Raw genomic sequence first — 24,917 nt, 5'->3', positions numbered from 1 at the left:
ACGGGGCTGCGCTCCCTTGGACCTGTCTCTTTTTTATGCTAAAATAAAGAGATTCAAAGAAAAAAACAGATTTCGTTCACATACATTAAATATTTGTAAAGGGGAAATGAGGCCATGGATAAAAAGATACTTGTCGTTGACGACGAAAAGCCAATTGCAGACATTCTTCAGTTCAATCTTACAAAAGAGGGCTTTACCGTGCAGTGTGCATACGACGGAGATGAGGCTCTAAGGCTTGTAGAAGAAATGAAGCCTGATATGATCTTGCTCGACATCATGATTCCTAACCGCGATGGCATGGAAGTGTGCAGGGAAGTGCGCAAAAAATACGAAATGCCCATCATCATGCTAACCGCAAAAGATTCAGAAATCGATAAAGTACTGGGGCTTGAGCTTGGTGCAGATGATTATGTGACAAAGCCATTTAGCACAAGGGAATTGATTGCGCGTGTGAAAGCGAATATGCGCCGTCATGCCCAAGTGGCCCAACAATCAGAAGAAGATGAAAATGATGATATTACGGTTGGAAATTTAACGATTCATCCGAATGCATATGTCGTCTCAAAAAATGGAGAGACGATTGAGCTGACACACCGTGAATTTGAACTCCTTCACTACTTGGCAAAGCATATCGGCCAAGTCATGACGCGAGAACATTTACTACAAACGGTATGGGGTTATGATTATTTTGGAGACGTTCGTACAGTAGACGTAACCGTAAGACGACTTCGTGAAAAAATTGAAGATAATCCTAGCCATCCAAATTGGATCGTAACAAGAAGAGGAGTAGGCTACTACTTACGCACACCTGAACAGGAGTAGGCACGATGCAAAAAGTAAGCTTTTTCAGATCAATACACATTAAATTTGTGTTGATCTATGTGTTATTAATCCTGATTGCCATGCAGATCATCGGGGTATATTTTGTCGGCAAGCTTGAAGATCAGCTCGTGACAAACTTTCAAAATGGAATAGAAGGGCGTCTCCCACTCCTTGAATACAATATTCGCGAAGAAATGGTGAAGGATCGCTCAGCAGAAGATGCCCTTCCCTTGGAAGAGGACATTAAAAATCTTTTATTCGACTTTACTACGAATGACATTTCTGAAGTGAGTATCATTAATAAACGTAGCGTTATTATCGGTACTTCCGAACCCGGTGATGGAAAGGATATTGGTAAAAAGTCGACTGATCCGATTGTAAAAAGAACACTTGAGACAGCCCAACCCGAAGATAAAATATATTTTGATAGGCCATCAGAAGGTCGAATTTGGGTGCTATCCTCCCCAATCAAACAAAATGGTGAGGTCATTGGCGCCATTTACCTTGTTGGCAAGATTGAGACTGTTTTTAAACAGATGGATGAAATTAATGGCATCTTTATAACTGGAACCGTCATTGCGATGCTCATTACTGCCATCCTTGGGATTGTGCTCGCCAGAATGATTACAAGACCGATCTCTGATATGAGGCGGCAAGCAACGGCGATGGCGAAAGGGAACTTTTCCCGGAAAGTCCGTGTGTACGGGAATGATGAAATTGGACAACTTGCTCTTTCTTTTAATAACTTGACGAAAAAGCTACAGGAATCGCAAGCGATGACAGAAGGGGAGAGGCGCAAGCTTTCGTCCGTCCTTACATATATGACGGACGGGGTTATTGCGACTGACCGTAAAGGTAAAGTTATTTTAATTAACGAACGGGCGGCAGAAATGCTAGATGTTTCACATGAAACAGTCATTTCTCAACCGATTACAGAACTGCTTGATCTCGATGAAGATTATTCGTTTGAGGAACTACTAGAAGAAAAAGATTCTCTTATTCTCGATTACAGTACACCTGATAACCATTTTATTTTAAGGGCCAATATGTCTGTCATACAGCGCGAAACTGGATTTGTGAACGGGTTAATCGTCGTGCTGCATGATGTAACGGAGCAGGAAAAACTGGATGCGGAACGAAGAGACTTTGTTTCGAATGTATCTCATGAATTACGGACACCACTTACGACGATGCGAAGCTACCTAGAAGCGTTAAAAGACGGAGCAATGAAAGACGAAACACTCGGACCTCGTTTCTTAAGCGTCACGCAACTTGAAACGGAACGAATGATTCGACTTGTTACTGATTTGCTTCAGCTTTCCAAGATGGATAGAAGAAATTTTGAAATTAATCCATCTTGGGTCGATTTTGTTACATTCTTCAATTACATTATTGATCGCTTTGAAATGACGAAAGAGCGCAATGTACATTTCCGAAGGCTATTTCCGAAGGAAGCGATTTTTGTAGAAATTGATGAGGACAAGCTCACGCAAGTTATTGATAATATCATCTCAAATGCACTGAAATATTCGCCAGAAGGAGGAACCATCACCTTCCGGGTAAAAGTGCTAGATGACCATATTGAAGTTAGCATCAGTGACCAGGGGATTGGAATTCCTAAGGAAAATATTCAAAAAGTCTTTGAACGCTTTTATCGTGTAGATCGTGCAAGGACGAGACAGCTCGGAGGAACAGGCCTTGGTCTAGCAATAGCAAAGGAAATGATAGGAGCCCATGGAGGGGATATTTGGGCGAAGAGCAAGGAAGGAAAAGGGACGACGATTCTATTCACCCTTCCCTATGACCCTGGACAAGAGGATGATTGGCTGTGAAATATGAAACAGTTAAGTCAATAGTGTTGACCGTGCTCGTAGCGTTTAGTGCCTTACTAACTTGGAATTTATGGACGTATCAGCCTAAATACGAGTTTCCCAACAACAAATACGTTCATGAAATTTCCATTGCTGACACAAGGGATGTTTCACAACTCATCAAGCCTTTACAAGTGCTTTATCATATTGATGATGGGCATTATGGAACCGTGCTCGAAGAGGATATAAACAATCTTTTAAAAGAAATGAGCAAATGGAACTTTTATAATATTGGTAGCGCGCGAATCCTTGAACCATATCAAATAGAACAACGTACGACTGCAAACAATACGATTGACATTATCTATCCCGGTGTAGTTCCTTTTGAATTATATAAAGGAGTTCTCCATTTTGAAGCAGACGTGTTGCCGAACGCCTCTTTTGATCGTATCGTCATTAACTTAGATAAAAATACAAAAAGCAGTGCAACCGTTTCTTTTATCTCTACGAATGAGGGACGGGTATACGACAGTAATGTAAACCCGGATAAAGTGGCATCGTTGTTGATTGAATCGAAAAGGAAAAAGAACGTATTCGATGAATACAAGGCGTTTGAACTGCGTGGTCAAGATGGCCCTAATCGAACCATTTATTTGCCGATTGAGGAACAAGAGGTAGAATGGTTTAAATATAGAATCGAGTATACGAATCCTGATAAATTTAAAAATGCTTTATTTCGGGATCCGAAAAAAGTGCGAAGAGATGATATCCTACCGAATGAAGAACAATACACCGATGACAGAAGTGTCATGAATGTGGATTCTTCAACAAATATCATTGATTATATTAATCCCGGACAGGAAACCGTTACAGGGACTCCAAGCATCAATAGTAATGTTTTGAAGCGAAGCATTGATTTTGTTAATGAACATGGGGGCTGGACGGATAACTATCGCTATTTTGATATGTCTGTGTTCGAAAAGAAAACAGTCTTTCAGTTATTTTTGCAAAATTATCCTGTTTTCAACGAGCAAGGAATGGCGAATATTCTCCAACTTTGGAGCAATGAAGAAATATTTCAATATAAGCGCCCGTATTTCTCCAAGCAATTAGAAATACCACCAAGGAAAACAAAAGTGCTTCCGTCTGGTGAATCCGTATTGAACTCTTTATTAAAGGAACCAGATTTTAAACCTGACATGTTAGAATCGATTCTTGTTGGCTATAGGCTCTCAAAGGATTCCGAAAATACGGAAATAATTGATCTCAAGCCATCCTGGTATTACCTTTACGGAGGGTCGTGGATTCGTTTCGATCAAGATGAGAAAAGGGGGGATATGGGTGGATTGGAGTAGGATAAAAACAATTTTCATTATAGCCTTTCTAATCCTCGATCTTTTCCTCCTTTCACAGTTAATGACGAAGAGTAGGCAATTTGAAGTGAAAAGCGATGCGACATTAGAGGAAAATTTAAAATCAGATGGTATTGTGTACGACGGCCTGCCAAAGGACGTCGCAACTGACCATTACATGAGTGCCAATACTTACATTTTTACAGAAGAAGAAATAATGGAAATTAAGGCCAAGGTTGAATATCCAGAGGATCGATCATCCATCCATGTTACACTGGAAAAACCAATTGTCGCTAATAAAAAACAAGATTTTGTAGAGTTAAATGATTATGTTTTAACACATGTCCTCCATGGTGAAAGTTATGGTTTTTGGAACTATGACAAGGAAGAAAACACTGTTACGTATTATCAAAAAGAGGATGATAAGACATTGTTCATGAATCGAAGCGCGAATCTCGTTTTTGAATTAAATGAGGTTGGCGAAGTGATTTCCTACGATCAAACGATGCTTGATACATTTAAACCAATCAGTGAAAAAGAAGAGGTGTATCCCGCGCTCCGTGCACTGGAATCCCTTTATTCTAAAGGAGTATTGAAACCAGGAAGTACAGTGTTAAATGCGGAGCTCGGCTATCATTCGCTAGTCAGTATGGAAGCGACACAAGTATTAACCCCAACATGGCATTTTCTTGTAAAAAATAAGGACAACTCAATCGAAAATTTACTTGTGAATGCTTTTGAAGGACAAATCATCCAAGCACAACAAAAACCGACCGAGAAAACAAAATTGGAGTGAAATGAATGTCAATGCAATTCAGTGTGCTGGCGAGTGGTAGTTCCGGAAATGCTGTTTACGTTGAAACGGATACCCATTCTTTCTTAGTCGATGCGGGACTAAGCGGGAAGCAGATGGACAAGCTGTTTCAGGAAATCGACCGCGATCCAGCTAAATTGAACGGGATTCTCGTTACACATGAACATAGTGATCACATAAAAGGGCTTGGCGTCATGGCCCGTAAATATAAACTACCAATCTATGCAAATGAGCGGACGTGGCAGGCAATGGACGGCCTAATCGGAGAAATCGCGTTGGAGCAAAAATGTGTATTCGACATGGAAACAGTGAAAACATTCGGAGGGCTTGATATTGAATCATTTGGCGTCTCGCATGATGCAGCAGAGCCAATGTTTTACATATTTCATTCATGCGGAAAAAAACTCGTACTCGTTACCGATACGGGATACGTGAGTGACCGAATGAAAGGACTTATTTCCAATGCGGATATGTATGTATTTGAAAGCAATCATGATGTTCAAATGCTGCAAATGGGCAGATATCCATGGAGTGTAAAGCGAAGAATTTTAAGCGATGTTGGGCACGTGTCGAATGAAGATGCGGCGCTTGCGATGAGTGATGTGATTGGTGATCGTACGAAGAGGATTTACCTAGCGCATTTAAGTCGCGACAATAATATGAAAGATCTTGCACGGATGAGTGTGCAACAGACGTTGGAAGGAAAGGACAAGCCGGTCGGGCATCAGTTTGAGCTGTACGATACGGATCCTTCTGTCCCAACCATTTTGACGGCGGTATAGAAGAGGCAAGATAGTGGAAAAGAATGAAGACATTTGGGAATTGAGCCCGGATGGATTCGTTCTTTTTTTTGTTTGTGTTTTTGAATTGGACGTTGATTTTCGCTGCAGGCGGTTCGCTTTCCGCGGGGAGTTAGGGAGCCTCCTCGGCACTACGTGCCTGTGGGGTCTCCCGTTTACTCTTTTTCCCGCAGGAGTCTCGCCGCATTCCGCTGCAATCAACTTGGTGCTTGAATAAAGGCACAAACTTTATGCTTTTATTAGTTTGTTAGCTTAAGAATCTCTCTAATGTACTTTAGCCTATATTACCAAGCTTTTACTGCTTTCCCATGTTCAAATCTTTCAAATAAAAAAGTAAGTATTCTATCAGCTGCATACTCGGGTGTTTTTAAGATTTTTTTATTTACAGTATTTCTGTGCATATATGTATCAACCATTCCTGGTCTAATGGCCATGATCTTAACATTACTTTTCTCTATCCCAATGCTTTTTGTAAAAGTTTCAAGTCCTGCTTTTGATGTCGAGTAACAACTTTCACCAGAGGATAAATTGAACGATGCCCCAGACGAAACATTTAAAATTCTTTTTTCTATATCGTATTGTTCAGATTGTTGTATAAAACTAGACGTTAAAATCATTGGAGATATTAAATTCACATTCATCATATTTATAATAGAGTCTGGTTCTGTTTCCTCCACATTTTGAGAAAAGTGAACACCAGCATTGTTAATGAGATATAAAGACTCAATAATAGAAGAATCGATTTTCTCAAAAATATTTTTCATTAGGTCTTCTATTTCATATGTATTGTTTAAATCAAATTCGAAGTAATCCAATTTGTGTTTATTAGAATTTGCAAGTGACATTAGTTCATTATTCTTTTTTCTAGAAACACATAGTAAATGATTATTATTCGATAACAGTTTTTTACAAATAGCTTCTCCAATACCTCTTGATGCTCCCGTCAAAATAAAATAATTCACTTCCACCAGCCCCATTATATTTAATAAATTTTTCCAAAAAAGATATAGTTATATTCTTTACATTTATATATAATCCCTTCAATTTAACTATTGTATATTCAAGAGTTCTTCCAATCGACCCAGATTCTGGAGTAAAGCATTGTGCAAATAATGGAAATTTGAAATAATTGTTTTTAAGCTATGGGACAGGATTGTTTAAGAAGACTTACTATAATTAATTCATTTTCCATAAAGGTGGAGGCCGAGCAAGTAGCGAATAGGGAATGTTATAGGAAATTATCAAATAGAATGATTAAACGGAGGAGAGATATTTTGATTATTTTAATAAGCGGTAACGGTCAGTCTGGTAAAACATTTATGGCTCAAAATTTACTTGAAAAATATAAAGTGCCCTATCTTTCCATTGATCATCTAAAAATGGGGATATACAGAAGTAATAAGAATTGTGGATTCACTCCGCTGGACAGTAACGAATTAATAGGAGATAAATTATGGCCAATAATAAGGGAGATTATTAAAACAAACATCGAGAATAATCAAAACCTAATTATTGAAGGGTGCTATATATTACCTCACTATATAAAAGAGTTTGAGAAATCATATTCTGAAAAAATAATATCTGTATTCTTAGTTTTTTCAGCTCAATATATTAAAGAAAACTTTGAATCAAAAATCTTAAAACATAGAAATGTAATTGAAGATCGTGGAGAACTAGACGAGTCAGATTACAATATTACAGAAATTATCAAAGAACATAATGAATATAGAAGAAGATGTATTGAAGCTGGTTTTAAGTATTTTGAAATTGATAAAAATTATGAAGAAGAAATTACAAAAGTCTATGACTATATAGAGAATCAAAAGCGTATAATTGAATCAAATTCCAAGTAGGAAGATGCATCCATTTAACTACCTTAACACTTTCAAATGCCACATGGTGTGATGAAAAAATACAATCTTCCAATTTAAAAAATGAAAAGGGTTATATATCAACGCTTTTGAGATTACAAAGGGGTGTCTAAAAGTCGAGAAATCGACTTATTGGATGCCCCATTTTTTGTTAGTTATTTTACGAACGATGATTTTACTGTGATTTCAAACTGGAAAGATAACTCGTATAGAGGAGACGGATGATGTTTTTCATGTTTTTTATCCTAAATTAGGTTGCTTTATTTTTTTCTTGACATAATTAGTTAAAGTGTTTAATATTTAAAATGCTTAATAATAATGCAGTGAAAATATTAGGAGGAATAGAAGTGGATTTACTTATAAATCGAATTCAAATTGCCCTTCAATTACTCAAGCGCAACGTGGATTCCGATTTTCAAAATACGTATGAATCTAAGATCACTAAACCGCAAATGTTCTTGATGTATGCCATTTATAAAATGGGAAAATGTAAGCTTTCACGACTTGCGGAAATGATGGAGGTCAAACCAAGTGCTATTACCGTCATGATTGATCGATTAGAGAAAGATAATTATGTCAAACGGTCCAATGACACCATTGATCGAAGGGCAGTGATGGTTGAATTGACTCCCTTGGGTAAAGAAGTATTGGAAAATACTTTTAAGCAGAGAAATGAAATTTTAAAGTCCTACTTAACTCGCCTTGAACAAGAGGAAGTTCTATTGTTTACTGAGTTATTGGAAAAAATAGTGGCACCAGAAAGATCAAATTATACAGAGAAGGAAGTGTAGATCTTGGGAGATTTGACGCAAAAGAAGAAAGTAAGCATTATGGTTGCGATCATGGTTGCGATGTTTTTCTCCGCTATTAATCAAACGATCGTTGGAACAGCCATGCCGCGTATTATAGCAATTCTTGGGGGTATGGATCATTATACGTGGGTTATTACCATCTATATGCTAACGTCCACGATTGCAACAGTTCTTGTCGGTAAATTGTCCGACATTTATGGACGGAAACCGTTTATTCTTGCTGGGATTGTGTTTTTCATGATTGGGGCATTTTTAAGCGGATTTTCCAAAGATATTTTTCAAATGATCACGTATCGTGGTATTCAGGGACTAGGAGCAGGTATTATCATGTCCTCCGCCTTTACAGCTGTTGGGGATATATTCACGCCTCGCGAACGAGGTAAATGGATGGGCGTGATGATGGCAGTTTTCAGTTTCTCCAGCGTTCTCGGACCGCCGCTCGGTGGATGGCTAGTAGACAATCTAGATTGGAAATGGCTGTTTTGGATTTTCCTTCCTTTAGGGATTGTTGCATTTGTGATGATTCTTATGCTTTTCCCAAAAGTTGAACGCAAAGAATCGGAGAAAATTGACTATCTTGGTTCTCTTTTTCTCAGCTTAATGATTATTGCGACGCTTCTTGGTTTTTCATGGGCGGGAACGAAATATGATTGGGGATCCGTTGAAATCCTTGGTCTATTTTCAGCAGCGATTGTTTTCCTCGGTATCTTTATCTTAGTGGAGAGGAAAGCAAAGAGTCCTGTTCTTCCGTTATCATTGTTCCGTAATGATATTGTTACAATATCGAATAGCATTGGGTTTATCATGAATGCTGGCATGATGGGCGCTCTCATTTATCTTCCATTTTTCGTACAGGGAGTAGAAGGGATTTCACCAACGTACTCCGGCTATGTCACGATGCCAATGTCAATTGCTATGCTTGCAGTCAGTGCAATCACCGGAAGTCTCATTACAAAAACGGGTAAATATAAACGCTTTGCAATTATCGGGATGCCGATCATGATTGCTGGGATGGTCATCATGGCGTATATGAATAGTGTATGGATGGCGGTCGTTGCGATGATCGTATTCGGAATTGGGCTTGGTACAGGAATGCCAGTATTTTCGATCACGGTCCAAAACGCTGTAAGTCCTGCCCAACTCGGAGTAGCTACGGCATCCTCCCAACTGTTTAGAAATATGGGTGGTACGATTGGAATTGCCGTGATGGGTACAATCATGCAGTCTAGCTTGGTAAAAAACATGAAAAGTTTAACAGCTAGTGCTGGGGCTGATCTCACGAAGATTGATCCGAAGACAGCGGAGCAATTGGCTGCATTTAACAGTCCGCAATTGCTGCTCGATCACCCGAAGCTAGAACAAATGAAACAAACGCTTCCGCCGGACATTCAGCCAGTTGTGACGCAATTGGTTGATACACTTCGCGAAGCATTAAGTTCATCCTTGACAACCGTCTTTTTGGCAGGGGCGGCAGTTACTTTAGTTGCTTTCATACTCACCCTTTTCTTAAGGGAAATTCCGCTTCGTACATCCAACAAAATGCCACAAGAAGAAGCGAAGCCCAGCAATTCTAGCGAAGTGAGTTCTGTAAAAAGTTAAATGGTAAAACTTAGGACGATACTGCCCAATCTATGGTCTAGTATCGTCCTTTCTTTTTTGCTATTCATTTTGAAAGGCATTGGAGAGATTTATGAATGAACTTACACCACATTGAAGGAAAATATAGGGGATAATGTAACTCAGCTCATCATAAATTATCAACAATTCACGATTCCAAAAGTCTTGCTGAATCTAATAGAAAGCGAGGCGAAAAACGGATTAGAATCAAAGTAAATTCTTCGTGGTTTGATTGTGGAGTTGTTCATGAGATTTCCAATGTGTTGACTATTATAGGTAGATTACTAGCATTAATGTCGTTGATATAAAAGCTTTTAGAATTCCTGATATGCTGAATGGAATAATGACCAAAATAATTGAGTTGGTAACGGTCTGTGGTACAAGTAAAATATTTACTTACTTGTGAGGAGAATGTTTATGAAAGCATATGAAATCATGAATAAGGAAGTATATAAAGTGAAAGAAAACGCCACACTTCGGTCTGTCATTGAAAGATTTATTAATTACCGTATCAGCGGACTCCCCGTGGTTAACGACAGAAACGAAATTGTTGCGTATGTAAGTGACGGTGATATCATGCGATATATCGGCAAGCATGAGGATCGAATTATTACTTTTTTCTTCTACGTTACAGTTATAAAAGGTGATGATGTAGAATTTGAAGAAAGGGTACAAAGATTACTCGATATGAATGTTCTTGAAATCGCCAAAAGGAAGGTTATTAAAGTCTCATGGGACGAAGAAATAGAGAATATTGCGGCCATTTTAGGTAAAAAACAAATTAAAAAATTGCCGGTGGAACGTAATGGAGTATTGGTGGGAATTATTAGCCGTGGAGATGTAATTAGGCATTCCTTTAAATCCATCATGTAACATTGAATTTAGCTGAAAGAAACTATGCGATCTAAGATATTCATCCAATTCGCAAACGGTGGTATCAATTGACCTGTATTGAAGATGGGTTCTATTTAACTACACAATTTTCTATTACAGGGTTATTCACCAATCTGGCAGGATTGGTGTTTTTAAACAACTTTATTGTTATATTTTTAAGTACAGTAAAGTATCTTATATTAAAATTAAACCATATTTTAACCCGAGCTAAATTTAGAACGGTGTTATGCTTTTTTAGGTTTTAAAATTACATAACTTTATTGTCACAGGGCAAGTAAGTCGTCGAGTTTCCGCTTCAATCAACTATGTGCCAAAATCAAGAATTACTGCTTAACAAAGCTTCCTCTAAAAAATACGTCACTATCTGCGATACTATCCAAACGGGTCCACATCTTCTGTACACTGCTGAACGGTCGTTTCCATCTTTTGGTTTAATATTTTGTTATTTTATTTTCAAATCATTATAATATGTACTTAGAAAGGCAAACTAAGAGGTATGGAGCTATAGAAAGGGAAGGTGTTTTATGGGATTTTACGATAATCACAGCCCGAACCGCTATCAAGTGAAACGAGGAAGATCGGGTTTCTTTACAGGACTGATAGGTGGAATTATAGGAGCCTTACTTGTAGCCATCATCTATCCAAATATTTTGGGCAACAATCAAAATGATGTAAGTACTGCTCGAATTGAAACAAATCAAGGAACTTCAAACAATAATGTAACGAAAAATCTCTCACTTGATGTGACGACCGATGTAACGAAAGCCGTTGCAAAAGCGGGAAAAGGAGTAGTAGGGATTACGAATATCCAATCAGCCAACTTCTGGTCATCAACTGGTGATGAACAAGCAGCAGGCGTTGGTTCAGGAGTCATTTATAAAAAAGCTGGAGACACTGTCTACATAGTGACGAACAACCATGTTGTTGAAGGGGCTACACAACTAGAAGTAACATTGTCGGACGGGACGAAGGTAGCGGCAAAGTTAAGAGGAACAGATGTGTGGTCAGACTTAGCGGTTGTCGAAATCAATTCAAAAGGAATCGGAAATGACCAAGTGAATGAATTTGGTGATTCTGATGCTCTAAAAATCGGAGAACCTGTCCTTGCGATCGGAAATCCATTAGGACTGCAGTTTTCTGGATCGGTCACTCAGGGCATCATTTCAGGAGTAAATCGTGCGGTTCCGGTTGATATCAATAATGATGGAATCCCTGACTGGAACGCGGAAGTTATCCAAACCGATGCAGCTATCAACCCAGGAAATAGTGGGGGAGCGTTAATTAATATCGCGGGTCAAGTCGTAGGAATCAACTCCATGAAAATTGCTCAAAGTGCTGTTGAAGGAATTGGATTTTCCATTCCAATTAATTATGTTGTCCCCATCATAGAAGACCTTGAGGCATTTGGAAAAGTGAAGCGCCCTGCGATGGGGGTTACACTCCGTAATGTAGCCGAAATTTCAGCATATCATCAACAACAAACATTGAAACTGCCTCATGATATAACAGAAGGAATCATGATTGAATCCGTTGTGCCAAATTCCCCTGCTGAAAAAGCAGGATTGAGGGAAATGGATGTTATCGTCCAACTCGATAGTGAACAAGTAGCAGACGTCGTAGAACTAAGAAAATATTTATACAACAAGAAAAAAGTCGGCGACTCCATGTCGGTCACTTATTACCGAGGTGGCAAGAAAGAAGAAGTGACATTAAAGCTGACAGATGAAACACGTATGTAATGTGGATACTAAGCGAGAAAGCGAGAGATGGCTTTCTCGCTTTTTTAGTTAGTGATACAATGGTTTGTGGATAAAAAAGAGAATATGTGGATAGAGATTGTGCAAAAGTAATGTAAACATAACAGAAAGAAGGAAGAAAAATGATTTATTGCTGTAAGGAACATGTAGAGTTAGCGCTGGATATAGTCGTAGATGAATACGAAACAGCACCTGTTTTAGAGGAGATCAAAAAAGAAGGAGATTTATCCACATCCTGTGAATATTGTAAAAATCCAGCCGCATATATTGTGGGGAACTAATATTCGCCTACAAAATGTGGATACCTTTTGGGGATATGTGGATAACTATTGTGTATAAGTTGTTTGTAATATGTGTGTAACATGTTTGTAACGAAATTTTCAGGTAATTAGGCATGATTAATATGAAAATAAGCTAATACCCTGTGAAATTATCGTATATAAACCGATACCTGTTAATAAAGAGAGGGAAAACATTGTGAATATCTCAATCATTACTGTTGGGAAACTGAAAGAAAAATACTTAAAACAAGGCATCGATGAATATTTGAAACGCCTCTCCGCCTACGCAAAAGTAGAAATCATCGAAGTCCCAGACGAAAAAGCCCCAGAAGTTCTAAGCGAAAACGAAATGCTCCAAGTCAAAGCCAAAGAAGGCGACCGCATCTTCTCCAAAATCCACCCCGACGCCCACGTCATCGCCCTCGCCATCGAAGGCAAAATGAAAACATCCGAAGAACTCGCCGAGCGGATTGATAATCTTGCTACATATGGAAAGAGCAAAATAGTGTTTGTAATTGGCGGATCGTTGGGATTGAGTGAAGATGTGATGAAGCGAGCGGATGAGAGTTTGTCATTTTCGAAAATGACTTTCCCACATCAGTTAATGAGGCTGATTTTGGTGGAGCAGGTTTATAGGGCGTTTAGGATAATTAAGGGGGAACCGTACCATAAGTAAATGAGGTGCTTTAGTACCTCTCCCCCCACCTAAATTCCAAGAGATAAATGATATATTCAATGTAGTAGCTGTCTTCCAAAAGTTGTTTACGGATATGGCAGAGGCACTTATTACCGTGAAATTTGGATATAGTTTATACAATTTGTAAGAATAAATTTAGTCTAGTTTATTATACGTTAAAATGAAAAAGAAGTTTGCTGGATAAACCTTTCCACTATAAACTGCTGTAATTTATGTTATTCCATACCCTCCTCTTTAGCTCGTTTTATAGCTTCAAATCGATCGGCAACTTGTAACTTATTATAAATATTTGAAACATGGTTTCTGACGGTTTTTGAACTTAAACCAAGTCTTTCTGCGATACCTTCATTTTTAGTCCCCTGAACAATGAGGTTTAAGATTTGTCTTTCTCTACTGGTCAGCTCTGGAAAGACAATATTTTCCTGACTTTTGCTCATGTAATTAAAGTAGTGTATGAGTCTCGCTGCGATGGACGGACTGAAAATTGCTTCGCCACTCGCAATCGCACGAATGGCACGAATGGTCTCCTCTTGACTAGCACCTTTAAGTAAATAACCTTTAGCTCCTGATCTCATAGCAGCAAATACCGAATTATCGTCTTCGAACATAGTGAACATAATGATACCTATGTGCGAGTTTTTTGCGAGTATTTCCTTTGTTGCTTCAATACCGTTAATAGTAGGCATTTTTATATCCATTAAGACAATATCGGGTTGTAGCAAGTTTGCTAGAGTAATAGCCTCTTCTCCAGAACTAGCTTCACCGACGATTTCAAAGTCCGAAATAGAAGTAAGTAAATTTCTTAAACCATCGCGAAACAAAGTATGGTCATCAGCAAATAATATTTTTATTTTTTCCATAACTAAGCCCCTTTATCCACAAATGGAAACGCTGCTTGGATACTCACACCTTGCTCGGGAGTAGAAATGACATGAAAAGTTCCGTTCAATTCCTCAGTCCTTTCTCGCATAGAGGCCATCCCAATCCCCTTTTTTGAAATAAAAGAAATCCCCTTACCGTTGTCCGTAATCTCAATTTTAAGAAAGTTATTTATGGTTATGTTAATTATACATTCCGTTGCATCTGAATGACGAATGACATTAGAGACTGATTCTTGAATAATACGGTATGTAGCAATTTCTATTGCTGCAGGTAATGTGGATACACTGGGAGGCACAGAAACCTGAAAATTTATTTCGCTATTACTGTATTGTCTAACTAATTCATTAATAGCAAATGTGAGACCTAATTCATCGAGGATAGGTGGTCGTAAATCGTAGACAAGTTGACGAATGTCATTTATAGCATCCTTTAATTGCTTATGGGTAGTGATCAATAGTTCGTCACCAGCTTTGTGGTTTATTTGATATAAATTACGCGCAGCCTCTATATTCATTCCTAAGCTTGCAAGTTGCGGACCTAAACCATCGTGGAGGTCTCTTCGGATTCTCTTTCTTTCTTCTTCCCGGGCTTTAACAAGATTTTCTCTGGACTTCATTAAATCTGTTGTGACTTTTACTGAATACACAGCCATCCCTACTTGACGTACAAGATCCTGAATCAAGCGTTGTTCATAATCAGAGAACCCTTCGTTTAAGTCCCTAGTTCCAAGGACTAGTTCCCCAACCACATCTTTCTGATAAACTAAATTTATTCTCTTTGGTGAGGTATTCAAATATCCATATTCAGCCGCTAACTGAAAAGAATTTTCTGTGAAAAGATAGATGGCTGCATATGGCAGTTTTAACACCTGACTCATCGTTTCAACAACGGAAGAAAGAACAGTTCTAGTGTCCGACGTTGCTTCCAACTTTTGTCCTAACATGGACAAAGCAGCGTATGGAGAACGACTTTCTCCATACATCAAACGGTTAATAGCATCTTGTAATTTCCCTTTTATCGGTTGGAAGAGTATGGCAATGACTCCTACGGCAATAAAGGAAACGAAAAAACCCCCTATCTGAAATATTGTTCCAAGTAATCCGACAATGCTTGCATAGATGATCGCTACAAGACTACTTAGCATGATATATAAAACAAAACGGTTAATGTAGATGTCTAGATTCCACAACTTATATTGCAATATACTAATAGCTAAAGAAACAGGTATTATTATGATTGTGGTTATCATCAAGGGAGTAATAACTTTTAAAATAGCCGTTTGTTCATCACCAAAAATACCAATCCAACCAATGTGTAAAATAATTATGATAATGCTAACAATTAACCATTTTGCTTGTTGTTTTTGAACTGAGTTTGATACCTTTCGAAATCGATAGAGTTGCGCGTAGAAGACCAGTAAATAGAAACCCATCCACCCAACAATATCAAGCCAAAATGGCCATAATTCTGGATTTAAAATGGAATCGGGCATGAAAATTCGACTATATGAAAATATCATCCACAAAGCTGCAATGCCAATGGTCCATTTAGGTACAAATCTCCCATCGGGAAATATAAAAAGAAAAACAACTATTCCAGAAGCTACAAAGTCAATATAGTTTGTCATCACCATGATATTGGGAAAAGCTTGACTTAATGTATCCATACCAAAATTAGCACCATAGGCAATAATGATCATAGAAGTAAATGTGATAAACTTATCTGAACTATTTTTCAAAAATAGAAAGATACCAGCAGAAAAAAAACCAAACCCAATAATAAAATTCATTATTGTTTTAAACCAGGAGTAAGAAATGAGGGAGATCCCAATAGTTTGAAGTTCAGCGGATTCTTCTAAGGTTAATTGAGCAAAGTCTATACATCCGCTTGTAGGGCAAGGTACTTGATAAATGGTGTGTTGTATGAAGACACTAAAAAAGAAGAGTCCAACTGAGATCAGGGCTGTAATTATCCACATGAATTTTATAATATTGTTTAGAATTTTATTGAAGTCTTTATTCATTAGGAAGATCTCCCTACTCCATTGAATTGGCAAAGTTACACTTAATATATTCAATGGAGTAGAGTATATTTCTTCCGATATGTTAAAAATTCAGTTCGGATGAGATGGATTGAAAAAACATGGTAAATTTTAAAAAATTGCAAAGTTATGAATTAGCTAATGTTGCATCCTTTCCTTGAACAACTTCTGTTTTTGTCCTTTTGTAAACAGCGGTACTTAACCAAATAATCCCGATTGCCCAGAAAATTCCCCCGAAGTAACTAATAAAGCCTAATGGAGTAGCAAAATCTAAAAAAAGTGATACAGCGACTAAAACTGATGGAATTACAGGAAGGACCTTCACTTTGGCTAAACTGAAACCAAAATAAACCCATCCAATAAAAAGTAGAAGTAAACTGATCATCAGGCCCTCACCTGAAGGAGTTGGCCATGTTGAAGCTAATTCTGCAGCATGAACTTTAAGCATTGGGGATACAAAAGTAACAGTCCACATACCTCCTACTTCGAGCATGCTGCCGATGAATAAAACGATAAAGCTTATAAATAGATTTAGACTTGCTTTAATTTGATACGAATATAAAAAGACTGCAATCATACCAATTAAAATAAGGATCATACCTAATACATTAATTAACCCAACAATTACAGCTACTCCCATTGTGTCATGACCCATCTGATATTGATATCCAAAACCGAATGTTGCTACAATTTGCAAAATACCACCAATAATTGAAAATAAAGCAAGCTTTCTTAATAAGGGATAATTCATTTCTAACCTCCTATAAAGTTTAATTAAAGGGAGTATATCAAAGTAATGTCCCTAAGTTCATGGGAGTCATGTCATTTCAAACAGGGATATTTTTTACAAGTAATGTGAAAAGAGTAGAACAAACATCATAGTTTTTTTCTTGGGGATATATTGATGTGGTGTGTATAAAGTTATGATAATTAGATGCTCCATACGTTGAAACGTATTATAAATACATATAAACAATTAAAAAAGCCCTTAAGTCGGTACGGACATGTGTGTTGATGAATGCAGTTAAAGAGGGATTACCTACTTCTTTGGTAATGACAAGTGGAATTGTTATAACCATTTTGTTCATCAGTATGGGGTTTCTTCTCAGGTCAATAATAATTAAGAAAGAACGCAACGTAAACACATCAAGTTTAAGGTTAAACAAACTGTTATAATCGGGAATCTTATCTATTCAAGGGTATTTGAAAATAAATGGTCATTATTTTAAGACAATGTAAAAACCTCATTTAGATTCATCAGGGTGAGCCGTATCATAAATAGATACGGTTAAATTCTCTGACACTTACCATAAGAAAGTAAGGTTAAAAAATAAAAAAATGCACTTAACATTCTTAATCATAGAGGCTATTTTTTGTATTATATCACTTAGGTATTTGAAATTTTATTAATAATGAAGCTTATACAGTTTGTACATAACCCTTATTAGTAAAACGCATCAGAAAGGCTAAAAGTAAAAACGTGACACTTTTATTTTTACTTTGATTACAAATAGTACAGAGCATATGCAAATTTTCATCTAATTCATCACTAACGTATTCCCAGGGAATTATATGATCTAACTGCGAATTTTTTTGCTGTATCATTTTCTCAGAATAACCCTCATTTACTTATGGTATCGTTCTCAGTAACAATTTAAGGTAGAAAAAAGGTTAAAGCGTGATGGGAATTTATATTAATGAAATACAGAGAAAAAGGATGTGGTATAAACATAAACACTACATCCTTTTTTACATGTGTACAAACATCCTAATACATAATTTATATACAAAATTTATTTTTTATTTCTTCTTGATTCCTTCTTTTGCATCGTATTCTGGTTATTCCATAATACAAACTCGATTGTTTTAAATATCAAAATATCTATTCAAATATACTTTATCTTTTCAAGTAATTTAGTACTATATTCTTAATAAGTATCTTTGACATCTCTTAAGGAGCTTTTTTAAATTCAATAGACTATCGATCCTGATATCTTTATTTTTTTCCGTAATTATTAAATTCAAAATCTGCTCCATGCCTGTCGTTTCTCCTTACAATCAAAGGTTTATTCCTTATACAGTCTTTACACCTTCTCAAATATAAAAAGGGCACTAATTAAGTAGTTGATATTTATAACTAACTTAATTAGTGCCTCCTACTTTTATAAAATTGGACATTATTCAAGGTAGATTATCTTATTTATTAGATCTTCCTTTTGAACGAGTTTCTTCTGAGTACAAATAGATTCCTCCTTTTCATTTCCGAGGAGAACATAATTCTTTTGAGCAGGTTGCAGTATAAACCACTTTTTATTATCTTTTTCATCTTTAATATAAGCAATTTGTTTTCCGTTATCCCAGTTAACTAAACTAAGTCCAGGCTTAAATAACACTGGTATCAATAAACTAAAAAGGAAAGTAAAAATGATTACTGCTATAAAGTCATCTAAACTTCCATTTCTAACTCCTAAATATATTCCGGATTTGAATATAATATAGCTTAGACAAGAACTAATAGAGATGTAGGTTTGCAGTATATAAAAAAACAAAATTAAGAGTTTTTTTAAAAGAATTTGTTTTTGTAAAGAATATACCCATTTAACAATCCATCTTACCTTGAGATCCTTAATTAATCTCTTTATTTGACTATACCTAAAGCTATTAAACGTTGATGCAATAAGCAAGATATAGAATAGTATAAGATTGACAATCATTAATAAACTGACCAAGAGTAAAGGTATACTTTCTAACCTATTAATTGCAAATTCAACAAAAATAAACATGAAAGCTGTGGCTATAAAAGTGTTAAATAAATATTTTACAACTGTAACTAAAAGCCTTTTTTCTTTTGAGAAAAGTTTTACCTCTACAATATCCGCTGTCAAGTTTGATACTGGAGCAATCTTACGTATGAACGCCACGAAACCACCTATAATTCCCAGTATCTCAATATAATTAAAAACATTAATTAATTCTCTCAAACTACGATTTCCTTTCTATAAAATTATTTAAGCAGTAAATCCTAGGCTTGTCTCTTTTTTATAATATCTAACATATTATCTATCCTAAACAATTATTTAACTTATATAAATATTCTACAATAATATTGCTTTTATCAACAAAATTAAAAAGAATTATCCACTGTTCAAAAAAGAATCTCGAAAATATATATACTTTCAACTATTATTAATTGTTTAAATTTGACCGAGAGTAGACAAAAAACTTTATTATTGAAGAACCGTCAAATATACGTATTTTTGTTAAATCAAAACAATTTTATTAAAAATCCCCCAAAAAAGAAAAAATGTATTATTTCCGGAATATGAAAACACTTGAGAAGTATGTAATCATTTTAAGTAGAAAGAAAATTTCACAAACTTCTTTTGATAGCCTCATGGGAGTAACTTGCTCTATTTATATAACCAAAAATAACCAAAATGATATAATGGATGTATTGAAAATATAGGATTTATACTGTGGCTGAATAATATAAAGGAGCATTATGGGGAGGAATGTAATTGAATAATGAAACGAATTATGTGATATATCAAACAGATGAAGTGAATACAAAGATTGAAGCTCGTCTCGCAAAGGAAACGGTTTGGAGAACACAAACGGAAATAAGAATGGTAAGGGGTTATTCTAGGAGGGAGACTTCATATGTACCAACGTTTAAATAATTTCACATTGCGTTTTGCTGAAAAAATAGGAGTCATTTATACATTATCTCAAAATGCACCGAATCATATAATGAAGGTTGATGAGGAAGGTCTTTATGTAGAAACGCAGGATTCAAGAAATAAATTTGCCAATGGAGAAAAGGGAAGCTCCTACAGTATTGTTAAACGAGAATGGGTTCTTGGTTCTCTTGATAAATTAGTAGAGAACAAGGTATGTGAAAGTCATGATCTACACGAATATGGAATGAGACATTCGTTTTTGATAGCTTTCTTAGCAGCGTTGCCATTTGTAGAAATAGATAGATCGTTGTCTAGTCCGGCAGTTCGACTAAAAAAATATACTACAGCAGATCTTGATCCAGTTAATTTTACAAGCCTTTCAAGTAATTCAGCGGATAAAAAATTGGAAAGTCCATTTATTAAATTAATATATGACATGCTCAAATATATAGATGATGAAACGGAGAAAGAAAAGCGGGAGACTTTGTTAGAAGTAATCTTTTTAACAACAGTAAGTTCCACATCGGGCACCGTAATCACTGAATCAGTGGCTAATCGCAGATTAAGTGATGCTCTAAAATGGTTGCAAAATAGTAAGCTCGTTGATCAGGATATTAATGTTATTGTATCACCTGAAAGAGGCAAATCCCCAAGTAGTTTTTGGTGGGTCAATCAAGGTCAGAGTGCAAAGGCTGAAACAGCAGGCGGTTTTCTATGGGCACCCAAGAGAGCGAAAAATGGTGCTGCGCTAGCACATCATACGGATTTGGTAAAAGCGAAAAGTGGAGATGTTGTTTTTGCCTATTCTAACAGTGCAATTCGATACATTTGCATTGTAGAGGAAGAAGTTCAATCGGCCAGTAAGCCATCTTCATTAGCGACGGGGCAGTGGGAGGAAGATGGGAATTTGTTGAAAGTGGGATATTTCCCATTAGAGACGCCAATACAAAGAAATGATATTCCTGAACCGTGGCGACTTCAAGAGGAAGGCCCTTTTGATAGAAACGGTAATGTGAAACAAGGGTACTTTTTTCAAACATCAAATGATTTTGCATTGAAAGTATTGGAAAAATTCTCGGAAATGTTACCAGGCGAATTATTAGGAGTGCTACCTACTGCCAGTGAAAGTAGAGGGGAGGAAACGAACTTAATGACCTTTGATAGTGATTCCAACCTCATTTCCCACATCTATTCATACATAACAAATAAAGGGTTTTATTTTACGAAAGAAAGTATCACTAACTTTTATCTATGCTTAAAAACAAAGCCATTTATCATTTTATCTGGAATATCTGGAACGGGGAAAACAAAAATTGTGCAGTTGTTTGCGGAAAGCATAGGGGCAACTGAAGATAATGGACAATTTAAATTGATTCCTGTTCGTCCTGACTGGAGCGACGGATCTGATTTAATTGGATATGAGGATATTAAAGGCGATTTTAAGCCGGGGCCTTTTACAAAAGTATTAGTGGAAGCGAATTTACCAGAAAATCAAAATAAACCATATTTTATTCTTTTAGATGAGATGAATCTTGCCCGTGTGGAGTATTATTTCAGTGATTTATTAAGTGTGATGGAAAGTAGAGAGAAGATTAATGATCAGTATATCTCTTCTCCGGTCATTGATCGTGAAGAAGTAGGAAAACTAATGCTTCGAAACAATGTGTATATTATCGGTACGGTCAATATGGATGAAACGACCTATCCATTTAGCCCAAAGGTGCTAGATCGAGCGAATACAATCGAGTATAACGAAGTTCAATTGGAAAATTTCTCAATTTATGAAAATATACTAGAAGTTACGTCTGTCACTATTGCAAATGAGCAATTAGCAGGCAAGTTTATAACATTAAAAGACGCATTTTCTGAGCATGAACAACTTATTCGTGAAATAACCGATTGGCTTGTCCGGTTAAATCAGATATTGGAAAAAATAAAACTTCATTTTGGTTATCGCGTGCGTGACGAAGTTTGCTTTTATATGATTTACAATGAACAAGGTCAATTAATACCGCGTGAGCAAGCGTTTGACTTGCAACTTCACCAGAAAATATTGCCTCGAATATCTGGTAATGATTATCAAACACAGGCGATTTTAAAAGAGCTATTTTCCTTTTGTACAAATCATATGTGGGATGAGAATTTGGCATACAGCCTGCTGAATGAAAGTCGTTTTCCTAAGTCAGCGGAAAAAATAGAGGATATGATTATGAAGATTGAAAAAGATGGTTTTACTTCTTTCTGGGGTTAGTTAGGAGATGCAGCCATTGAATTCTAATAATGAAACGAAGGAATTGCTGATCGTTGAAGCAGAAGATTTTTCTCTGTACATAAAAGGTGTTCCATATGATCAACAGTATGAGAGTTTATTGCAATATCGCAAGAGAGCTGGTTTGGAAAAAGAAATGATGACTTTTCGATATGATGCTCAAAACGTTGAAAGTATTGAGTTATATGATATCGAAATGAACCATTTGATCCCTGTAGGTGAGCATCGTTTTGCACCCATTTTTTTTGAAAATAGAATCTACCAACTTGTGATTACACCTAAAACAGAGCGAGAGCTGTCATTTTATCATGAAAACCCAGGAATTCGTGAGGCTATGACTACTGTTGGTAGATCAGCGATATTGATGGGAAACTTACAATTCATGAATGAAGTAGGTCTCACGACGTTTTCCATCTTTTCTGGTCAGGAAAAGCTATTGGAGATTACATTAGAAATCTATCCATCTAAATTGAATTATAAAGAGGACTATCGTCAACTTTTAGAGGAAGTAAATGAGGAGATTTATAATTTAGCTTTTCATTTTATAAAAAAGACGTATTTAGGTGCTTCATCTGTATTTTCAGATAAGCCATCACCTACCGAATTTTTTCGGCTATTAGAGCATTACTTCAATTCCTTTTGCCAGGCGATCGATAGAATAGAAGCTCAACCACATCATCAGTTAGTGACACAATATGAGATGGTACGCGGAGATCGAATTAAGCGATTAGATGCTGTAGGTAAGCGTTATTTAAGGAATAATATACAGCTTCTTCAAGAAATTGATTTCGGCATCGCAATGAAAGGGCGATCTCTTCTGCCTACTAAAGGATTGAATGCCAAAAAAACACAATCCTTTGATACAATCGAAAATCGATTTATAAAATGGATGATGGAAAGATTAATTCATCAAATAGTAGATCTGAAAAAAAGGCTACTTACACGAAAAGGTGCTTATGATCAGAGCATAGATGAAGTGCTTATCAATCGAATTCGGAAGATGACATTCAAACTAGAAAGCTATTTGAAAAAGACACTCTGGCAGAAGATAGGCTCCATCGACAGAAGTGTTTTGAATATGGTCATGCAAATGAAAGTCGGCTATCGTGATGCATATAAGATTTACCTACTTGTGACGAGAGGATTAGCCCTTCAAGGGGAAATGCTCAAAATGTCAGTAAAGGACGTTGCAACTCTATATGAATATTGGACATATTTAAAAGTAGGGCAAATTTTAAGAAATAAATATGAGGCTGTGGATCAAACTATCGTAAAAGCAACCTATGGCCGCTTATTCGTAAATTTAGATCAAACACGAGATGCAAAACAGGTGTTTATACATCAACATACAGGTGAAAGAATCACCCTTTCCTTTCAGAAAAACGCCGGGAGATTGCCTACTGTCAGACAAAAACCTGATATTATGCTAGAAATTGAGAAAAGTGATAAAGATTATACATACAATTATATTTTTGATGCGAAATATCGAATTGATTTTTCACAAAATAATCCAGGACCTTTAGAAGAGGATATTAATACGATGCATCGATATAGGGATGCGCATGTGACTAAAAGAAATGGACCATATGAACGGCATGCTTTTGGCGCGTATGTATTATTCCCTTGGCAAGATGAAGAAAATTATGAGCTGCATCCTTTTTTTGAAAGTATTGATGAAGTGAATATTGGTGGATTGCCGTTTTTACCAAGAACGACGAAGCTTGTGGAAAGATTAGTAGAAAGATTAGTTGAGAGTAATCCAGAAGAATTGCAGCAAGAGGGGATTTTGCCGCAAGGCTCCATCTCATATTGGGAGTCCCAATTAGAAGATGTCACACTTATTGGCTCAATCAATAATATCGACGACTATTATGAGTATAAACAAAATGGGTATTATGAAATTCAAGCGAGCTTACTAAAAGGTGAATGGCAAAGATCCAAATATCTCGCACTGTACATTACACAAAACGTCGCAAAGGTGAGCGGAGTGGAAAATGGTATCCAATTTTACGGAGAAATTTCTCGAGTAGAGATTCTTGAACATTTGAATTCGGAAACTCGAGTTCGTTTTCATATCTATCACTGGCAAACGCTGAAGAAGACGATTCGCCCTGTCGGTTATGGCATTCAAACATTCATCATAACAACATTCAGTGTTCTATCACATGCCAAAGATTTGCCAGAACTATTTATGAAATCTGGAGAAGAAGTAAAACTGTGGCGAATGCTGAGAAGATTAACAACGAACGTGAAAACAGCCCTTGACGCAAAAATCGTTGATCATGCAAGTAAAATCCAAGCCTATCAAATTGGTTATTATTTTGTAGTAATTGATCCTGAACAAGAGGAAATTCATGTTATGTATGGCGACGATATTGTGGAAAAGTTGCCGTTAGAAACATTAAAGAGACAACCAAGTTATGTGTTTAGAGTGGTTAAAGAGACGATATTTAAATAAAAAACCCCATTTCCTGAATATCTCCATTCCTAGGATTAGGATTGTTTGGATTTGAGTTG

Annotated in this window: 22 protein-coding genes; 15 read left to right on the top strand and 7 right to left on the bottom strand. The window is 36.5% G+C overall.

Going from position 1 to position 24,917, the window contains the following annotated elements; all coding sequences use genetic code 11:
* Positions 1 to 114 precede the first annotated feature (114 nt).
* From yycF to KHA93_RS16940, 5 genes are read left to right on the top strand one after another with little or no spacing between them, the layout of a single operon-like run.
* Entirely contained in the window at positions 115 to 822 is a 708-nt protein-coding gene (gene yycF / locus KHA93_RS16960; protein ID WP_213111818.1) for a response regulator YycF, read from the top strand.
* Between the two features lie 5 nt (positions 823 to 827).
* Entirely contained in the window at positions 828 to 2,654 is a 1,827-nt protein-coding gene (walK, locus tag KHA93_RS16955; protein ID WP_213111817.1) for a cell wall metabolism sensor histidine kinase WalK, read from the top strand.
* Positions 2,651 to 3,988: a YycH family regulatory protein gene (locus tag KHA93_RS16950; protein WP_213111816.1), complete on the top strand. Its 1,338-nt coding sequence runs from the start codon at positions 2,651 to 2,653 to the stop codon at positions 3,986 to 3,988. The genes walK and KHA93_RS16950 overlap by 4 nt, the downstream gene beginning before the upstream one ends.
* The gene (locus KHA93_RS16945; RefSeq protein WP_213111815.1) at positions 3,975 to 4,781 is read left to right on the top strand and encodes a two-component system regulatory protein YycI; all 807 of its coding nucleotides are present in this window, start codon (positions 3,975 to 3,977) and stop codon (positions 4,779 to 4,781) included. Before KHA93_RS16950 ends, KHA93_RS16945 begins: the two co-directional genes overlap by 14 nt.
* Before the next feature lie 5 nt (positions 4,782 to 4,786).
* Positions 4,787 to 5,581 carry an MBL fold metallo-hydrolase gene (locus KHA93_RS16940; protein ID WP_213111814.1) on the top strand — a complete coding sequence of 265 codons (795 nt, stop codon included), beginning with the start codon at positions 4,787 to 4,789 and terminating at the stop codon, positions 5,579 to 5,581.
* Between the two features lie 302 nt (positions 5,582 to 5,883).
* On the opposite strand, the gene KHA93_RS16935 is transcribed toward KHA93_RS16940, so the two are convergent.
* The gene (locus KHA93_RS16935; protein ID WP_213111813.1) at positions 5,884 to 6,567 is read right to left on the bottom strand and encodes an SDR family NAD(P)-dependent oxidoreductase; all 684 of its coding nucleotides are present in this window, start codon (positions 6,565 to 6,567) and stop codon (positions 5,884 to 5,886) included.
* Positions 6,568 to 6,873: 306 nt separating this feature from the next.
* Between KHA93_RS16935 and KHA93_RS16930 the strand changes: the two genes are divergently transcribed.
* The 7 genes from KHA93_RS16930 to rlmH all read left to right on the top strand — a co-directional run bounded on the left by KHA93_RS16930 (position 6,874) and on the right by rlmH (position 13,507).
* The gene (locus tag KHA93_RS16930) at positions 6,874 to 7,452 is read left to right on the top strand and encodes a 2-phosphoglycerate kinase (RefSeq protein ID WP_213111812.1); all 579 of its coding nucleotides are present in this window, start codon (positions 6,874 to 6,876) and stop codon (positions 7,450 to 7,452) included.
* A gap of 365 nt (positions 7,453 to 7,817) precedes the next feature.
* Positions 7,818 to 8,261, top strand: a complete 444-nt coding sequence (locus KHA93_RS23600) for a MarR family winged helix-turn-helix transcriptional regulator (protein ID WP_213111811.1) — start codon at positions 7,818 to 7,820, stop codon at positions 8,259 to 8,261.
* Positions 8,262 to 8,264: 3 nt separating this feature from the next.
* Positions 8,265 to 9,881, top strand: a complete 1,617-nt coding sequence (locus KHA93_RS16920; RefSeq protein ID WP_213111810.1) for an MDR family MFS transporter — start codon at positions 8,265 to 8,267, stop codon at positions 9,879 to 9,881.
* Positions 9,882 to 10,316: 435 nt separating this feature from the next.
* Positions 10,317 to 10,772, top strand: coding sequence for a CBS domain-containing protein (locus KHA93_RS16915; RefSeq protein ID WP_213111809.1), 456 nt, complete (start codon positions 10,317 to 10,319; stop codon positions 10,770 to 10,772).
* A gap of 545 nt (positions 10,773 to 11,317) precedes the next feature.
* Positions 11,318 to 12,532, top strand: a complete 1,215-nt coding sequence (locus KHA93_RS16910; protein ID WP_213111808.1) for a S1C family serine protease — start codon at positions 11,318 to 11,320, stop codon at positions 12,530 to 12,532.
* Between the two features lie 140 nt (positions 12,533 to 12,672).
* A complete protein-coding gene (locus tag KHA93_RS16905) occupies positions 12,673 to 12,831 on the top strand; it encodes a CxxH/CxxC protein (RefSeq protein WP_213111807.1) in 159 nt (52 codons plus the stop codon).
* A 196-nt stretch (positions 12,832 to 13,027) separates the two neighbouring features.
* Positions 13,028 to 13,507 (top strand): 23S rRNA (pseudouridine(1915)-N(3))-methyltransferase RlmH, encoded by a 480-nt coding sequence (gene rlmH, locus KHA93_RS16900; RefSeq protein ID WP_213111806.1) that lies wholly within the window; start codon positions 13,028 to 13,030, stop codon positions 13,505 to 13,507.
* A 236-nt stretch (positions 13,508 to 13,743) separates the two neighbouring features.
* Here rlmH and KHA93_RS16895 read toward each other — a convergent pair whose 3' ends face one another.
* The 6 genes from KHA93_RS16895 to KHA93_RS16875 form a co-directional block, all read right to left on the bottom strand.
* Positions 13,744 to 14,388, bottom strand: a complete 645-nt coding sequence (locus tag KHA93_RS16895) for a response regulator transcription factor (protein WP_213111805.1) — start codon at positions 14,386 to 14,388, stop codon at positions 13,744 to 13,746.
* Positions 14,389 to 14,390: 2 nt separating this feature from the next.
* The gene (locus KHA93_RS16890) at positions 14,391 to 16,433 is read right to left on the bottom strand and encodes a sensor histidine kinase (RefSeq protein WP_213111804.1); all 2,043 of its coding nucleotides are present in this window, start codon (positions 16,431 to 16,433) and stop codon (positions 14,391 to 14,393) included.
* A gap of 145 nt (positions 16,434 to 16,578) precedes the next feature.
* Positions 16,579 to 17,202 (bottom strand): hypothetical protein, encoded by a 624-nt coding sequence (locus KHA93_RS16885; protein WP_213111803.1) that lies wholly within the window; start codon positions 17,200 to 17,202, stop codon positions 16,579 to 16,581.
* Between the two features lie 205 nt (positions 17,203 to 17,407).
* The gene (locus KHA93_RS23595; protein ID WP_267917521.1) at positions 17,408 to 17,530 is read right to left on the bottom strand and encodes a hypothetical protein; all 123 of its coding nucleotides are present in this window, start codon (positions 17,528 to 17,530) and stop codon (positions 17,408 to 17,410) included.
* Between the two features lie 340 nt (positions 17,531 to 17,870).
* On the bottom strand, positions 17,871 to 18,056 hold the full coding sequence (locus tag KHA93_RS23895; RefSeq protein WP_213111802.1) for an HNH endonuclease: 186 nt from the start codon (positions 18,054 to 18,056) through the stop codon (positions 17,871 to 17,873).
* Positions 18,057 to 18,628: 572 nt separating this feature from the next.
* Positions 18,629 to 19,432 (bottom strand): hypothetical protein, encoded by an 804-nt coding sequence (locus tag KHA93_RS16875; RefSeq protein ID WP_213111801.1) that lies wholly within the window; start codon positions 19,430 to 19,432, stop codon positions 18,629 to 18,631.
* Between the two features lie 537 nt (positions 19,433 to 19,969).
* On the opposite strand from KHA93_RS16875, the gene KHA93_RS16870 reads away from it, so the two are divergent.
* The 3 genes from KHA93_RS16870 to KHA93_RS16860 are packed head-to-tail and all read left to right on the top strand — an operon-like array spanning position 19,970 to position 24,858.
* The gene (locus KHA93_RS16870) at positions 19,970 to 20,131 is read left to right on the top strand and encodes a virulence RhuM family protein (RefSeq protein WP_213111800.1); all 162 of its coding nucleotides are present in this window, start codon (positions 19,970 to 19,972) and stop codon (positions 20,129 to 20,131) included.
* On the top strand, positions 20,112 to 22,382 hold the full coding sequence (locus KHA93_RS16865; protein WP_213111799.1) for an McrB family protein: 2,271 nt from the start codon (positions 20,112 to 20,114) through the stop codon (positions 22,380 to 22,382). Before KHA93_RS16870 ends, KHA93_RS16865 begins: the two co-directional genes overlap by 20 nt.
* A 7-nt stretch (positions 22,383 to 22,389) precedes the next feature.
* Positions 22,390 to 24,858 carry a restriction endonuclease-like protein gene (locus KHA93_RS16860; RefSeq protein ID WP_213111798.1) on the top strand — a complete coding sequence of 823 codons (2,469 nt, stop codon included), beginning with the start codon at positions 22,390 to 22,392 and terminating at the stop codon, positions 24,856 to 24,858.
* Positions 24,859 to 24,917: the final 59 nt, after the last annotated feature.

It is taken from the genome of Lederbergia citrisecunda, from assembly GCF_018343695.1.
Lineage (GTDB): Bacteria > Bacillota > Bacilli > Bacillales > Bacillaceae_C > Lederbergia > Lederbergia citrisecunda.
The sequence above is the reverse complement of the archived record's forward strand: the minus strand, read 5'-3'. Positions and strand labels throughout refer to the sequence as shown.

What these genes read in the sequence shown, in the direction of transcription:
- yycF (WP_213111818.1), top strand. Translation starts at nt 115, where the DNA reads ATGGATAAAAAGATACTTGTCGTTGACGACGAAAAGCCAATTGCAGAC.
- walK (WP_213111817.1), top strand. Translation starts at nt 828, where the DNA reads ATGCAAAAAGTAAGCTTTTTCAGATCAATACACATTAAATTTGTGTTG.
- KHA93_RS16940 (WP_213111814.1), top strand. Translation starts at nt 4,787, where the DNA reads ATGTCAATGCAATTCAGTGTGCTGGCGAGTGGTAGTTCCGGAAATGCT.
- KHA93_RS16915 (WP_213111809.1), top strand. Translation starts at nt 10,317, where the DNA reads ATGAAAGCATATGAAATCATGAATAAGGAAGTATATAAAGTGAAAGAA.
- KHA93_RS16910 (WP_213111808.1), top strand. Translation starts at nt 11,318, where the DNA reads ATGGGATTTTACGATAATCACAGCCCGAACCGCTATCAAGTGAAACGA.
- KHA93_RS16905 (WP_213111807.1), top strand. Translation starts at nt 12,673, where the DNA reads ATGATTTATTGCTGTAAGGAACATGTAGAGTTAGCGCTGGATATAGTC.
- KHA93_RS16895 (WP_213111805.1), bottom strand. Translation starts at nt 14,388, where the DNA reads ATGGAAAAAATAAAAATATTATTTGCTGATGACCATACTTTGTTTCGC.
- KHA93_RS16890 (WP_213111804.1), bottom strand. Translation starts at nt 16,433, where the DNA reads ATGAATAAAGACTTCAATAAAATTCTAAACAATATTATAAAATTCATG.
- KHA93_RS16885 (WP_213111803.1), bottom strand. Translation starts at nt 17,202, where the DNA reads ATGAATTATCCCTTATTAAGAAAGCTTGCTTTATTTTCAATTATTGGT.
- KHA93_RS23595 (WP_267917521.1), bottom strand. Translation starts at nt 17,530, where the DNA reads ATGGTTATAACAATTCCACTTGTCATTACCAAAGAAGTAGGTAATCCC.
- KHA93_RS23895 (WP_213111802.1), bottom strand. Translation starts at nt 18,056, where the DNA reads ATGATACAGCAAAAAAATTCGCAGTTAGATCATATAATTCCCTGGGAA.
- KHA93_RS16865 (WP_213111799.1), top strand. Translation starts at nt 20,112, where the DNA reads ATGTACCAACGTTTAAATAATTTCACATTGCGTTTTGCTGAAAAAATA.
- KHA93_RS16860 (WP_213111798.1), top strand. Translation starts at nt 22,390, where the DNA reads ATGCAGCCATTGAATTCTAATAATGAAACGAAGGAATTGCTGATCGTT.